Origin of the sequence: uncultured Caballeronia sp., from assembly GCF_964243625.1 — a bacterium.
Lineage (GTDB): Bacteria > Pseudomonadota > Gammaproteobacteria > Burkholderiales > Burkholderiaceae > Caballeronia.
The window spans coordinates 1-3611 of record NZ_CAXTGZ010000612.1 but is presented as its reverse complement, the minus strand read 5'-3'; the positions used below and the strand labels follow the sequence as shown (position 1 = coordinate 3611).

The window sequence follows — 3611 nt, the reverse complement described above, 5'->3', positions numbered from 1 at the left end:
AAGGCTGGTCGAAGACTGTCATTAGCACAAGGCTGTTTTTTGAATGGAGGCGGGCGTGTCTGAAGCAATATACGGACTAACGATGGCAGCTTGTGGACGATATCAGTCCGGGTTTGGCAACGAGTTCGCAACGGAAGCGATGGCGGGGGTACTGCCTGTCGGTCGCAATTCGCCGCAACGAGTCGCACGAGGGTTGTACGCGGAGCAATTGTCGGGCACGGCGTTCACAGCGCCTCGCGCTCATAACCGTCGTTCATGGCTCTATCGGATTCGCCCGGCAGCCGTTCACAAGCCCTTTGCGCTTATCGCAAACGAGCGTCTAGTCAGCGACTTTTCAGCAGTGCCCACTACGCCTCCGAACCAGCTTCGTTGGGACCCGTTGCCAATGCCGGAGGAGGCAGTCGACTTTGTCGATTCGTTGATAACGATGGCCGGAAATGGCTCAGCTGCATCAATGAGCGGATGCGCGATTCATCTGTTCGCAACAAATGAGTCGATGCGCGACAGGTTTTTCTATTCGGCCGACGGTGAGCTATTAATTGTGCCTCAGGAAGGTCGCCTCACGATCGCTACGGAATTGGGTGTGCTAGACGTGGAGCCACTCGAGATAGCCGTCATCCCGCGCGGAGTGCGCTTCATAGTTCGTTTGCCGGACGGGTGTGCACGCGGTTATGTCTGTGAAAATTTCGGCGCGCTGCTCGAACTGCCGGACCTTGGGCCGATAGGTTCAAATGGCCTCGCGAATCCGCGCGATTTTCTGACCCCTATAGCGGCGTTCGAGGATCGCGAAGGCAAATACGAACTCGTGGCAAAGTTCGACGGCAAGCTATGGCGAGCTGATATTGGTCATTCGCCGCTTGATGTTGTTGCATGGCACGGCAACTATGCGCCGTATAAGTACGATCTGCGGAACTTTAACGCAATGGGGTCAATCAGCTATGATCATCCCGACCCTTCGATTTTTCTGGTTTTGCAGTCACCAAGCGATACGCCGGGTGTCCATTCACTTGATTTCGTGGTCTTTCCGCCCCGCTGGTTAGTCGCTGAGGATACCTTCCGACCGCCGTGGTTTCATCGCAACATAGCGAGCGAGTTCATGGGACTCGTACACGGTGTATATGACGCGAAGGAAGAAGGATTTTTGCCGGGAGGTTGTAGCCTGCATAATTGTATGTCCGGGCACGGGCCTGATGCTGAGACGTTCCGCAAAGCGTCTGACAGCGATACGACAAAACCTCAGCGAGTCGACAAAACCATGGCTTTCATGTTCGAGACGCCGCGGGTCATCAAACCGACGGCTTATGCGCTGGAAACGTCGCAGCTGCAGGCGTTGTATTTTGAGTGTTGGCAGGGCTTGGAAAAGAGTTTTCAACGGACGATTGAATAATGAGCGAAATCGATAAGATGGATTTGAACGCGACCATTAATCCACGTCGCCAGAGCTGGGTTGCGTCGGCGAATGACCCTAGTTGCGACTTCCCGATTCAAAACTTGCCGTTTGGAATTTTTAGCGATAACAGCAATCCGCTTGCGCGAGTCGGTGTTGCGCTTGGCGACGCGATTGTCGATCTTACTGTATTGGCAGATCATGGCCTCCTCCCACAAGCGCGTGAAGTGTTCGCTTGTTCAACGCTTAACGATTTCATCCTCCTTGGGCAATTGCAGTGGCGAGACTTACGAATTCGGTTGTCAACGCTGTTCGACCGTGACAACTCTACACTGCGCGATGATCCGAAGTTGAGAGATATATCGTTGATTGCTCAGTCTGACGCGCGTTTGTATTTACCTGTCGATATCCCGGGCTACACCGACTTTTACTCCTCGAAAGAGCACGCGACCAATGTCGGGTTGATGTTCCGCGATCCGAAGAACGCGCTACTACCAAATTGGCTCGAAATTCCGATTGGTTACAACGGACGCGCTTCATCAGTCGTGGTCAGCGGCACGCCGATCAACCGACCACAGGGGCAAATTAAGCGACCAGACAGCGACCGACCTGTCTATGCATCGTCTCAGAAACTCGATATCGAATTAGAAGTCGGATTTATCGTTGGATCCAATACCACGCTCGGTGAACCAATCCAATGTGAACACGCGGAGAATCACATCTTTGGCATGGTGCTGCTCAATGACTGGAGTGCGCGGGACATTCAGCAATGGGAGTACGTGCCACTTGGGCCATTTAATTCAAAAGGATTCGCCACTACGATTTCGCCGTGGATTGTAACGCTTGACGCTTTAGAACCATTCAGATGTAACCAGCCGGCCCAGCTACCAGAACCTTTAAGCTATCTTCACCATATCGGCCAGCATGGGTTTGATATCCGTCTTGAAGTCGATCTGCGCGGCGCCGAGGATAGCGAGGCCGACACGATAACGCGCACCAATTTCAGACACATGTATTGGACGATGGCGCAGCAACTCACTCATCACACGTCGTCGGGATGCAATGTACGCGTTGGAGACTTGATGGGCTCCGGCACTATTAGTGGGCCGACGCCAGATTCTTATGGTTCGCTCCTTGAATTGACCTGGAACGGCCAGCGTCCTCTGACGCTCGTGTCGGGTGAGCAGCGCACCTTTCTCGAGGACGGCGACGAAGTCGGCCTGCGCGGTTGGTGTCAGGGGCACGGCTATCGCGTTGGTTTCGGGTCTTGTTTGGGTAAGATCGTTCCGGCAGTGGGCCGAGGATGAGCAACCTTACCCTACACAGTTATTTCCGAAGTTCCGCATCGTATAGAGTTCGGATTGCCCTCGCGTTAAAAGCAATTCCTGTCGATCAGGCCCCGGTGCATTTGGTGCGCGCAGGTGGCGAGCAACTGCATGCAAAATATCGTGCGCTCAATCTGGACGCGCTGGTTCCAGCGCTCACGCTGGCAGTCAATGGCGAGCCGAGCGTGATGACCCAGTCGCTCGCGATTATCGAGTATCTGGAGGAAACCTATCCCGAGCCACCGCTGCTCCCACGTGCGGCGCTGGACCGGGCGCATGTGAGATCAATCGCGCTGCAGCTCGCTTGCGAAATTCACCCATTGAATAATCTCCGTGTCCTCAAGTACTTGAACGATAGGGTAGGTGTAACGGCGGACCAAAAAGATGCCTGGTATCAGCATTGGATCAGTGCCGGTTTCGCGACGCTAGAGTCGAGATTATCGGGTGACAGCCGCGTTGGCAAGCTAGTTTACGGCGACAGTCCGACGGTCGCCGATCTTTGCCTTGTCCCGCAGGTCTGGAACGCACGGAGGTTCAACGTTCCGCTAAACAGTTATCCAACGATATTGCGGCTTGCCGACTACGCGATGGGCCTGGATGCTTTTATCTCGGCAGAGCCGTCCGTGCAACCGGATGCGGGTATCTAATCGCTAGTCCTGAGGTTGTAATATGAGGTTGCATAAAGGGCTGTTTCACCTAGCAGCACCTAGAGGCAGACCTGTTTGTTCCGTCAACCGTCACTCACCGGTGAACGCCGCATCGGGAAACGGTCCGGTAAGGGGCCATTGGAAGCGCGTAATCGGTCTTCGAACGATGGCGCGCTTGCGAAGAAGTATCGCTTTTTGCCGGCTTCGAGACGCATCGAGTGCTCGCCGCGCGACATCTGGGGCGTATGCAAA

At 54.5% G+C, this 3611-nt stretch carries 3 protein-coding genes; all 3 read left to right on the top strand.

Translation table 11 applies throughout. The features are described from left to right. Nucleotides 1-82 precede the first annotated feature (82 nt). From hmgA to maiA, 3 genes are read left to right on the top strand one after another with little or no spacing between them, the layout of a single operon-like run. The gene (gene hmgA, locus ACFFAR_RS27980) at nt 83-1387 is read left to right on the top strand and encodes a homogentisate 1,2-dioxygenase (RefSeq protein WP_375508889.1); all 1305 of its coding nucleotides are present in this window, start codon (nt 83-85) and stop codon (nt 1385-1387) included. Next, on the top strand, nt 1387-2694 hold the full coding sequence (fahA, locus tag ACFFAR_RS27975; RefSeq protein WP_375508888.1) for a fumarylacetoacetase: 1308 nt from the start codon (nt 1387-1389) through the stop codon (nt 2692-2694). The genes hmgA and fahA overlap by 1 nt, the downstream gene beginning before the upstream one ends. Further along, nucleotides 2691-3359 (top strand): maleylacetoacetate isomerase, encoded by a 669-nt coding sequence (maiA, locus tag ACFFAR_RS27970; RefSeq protein WP_375508887.1) that lies wholly within the window; start codon nt 2691-2693, stop codon nt 3357-3359. Before fahA ends, maiA begins: the two co-directional genes overlap by 4 nt. The last annotated feature ends 252 nt before the right edge of the window (nt 3360-3611 follow it).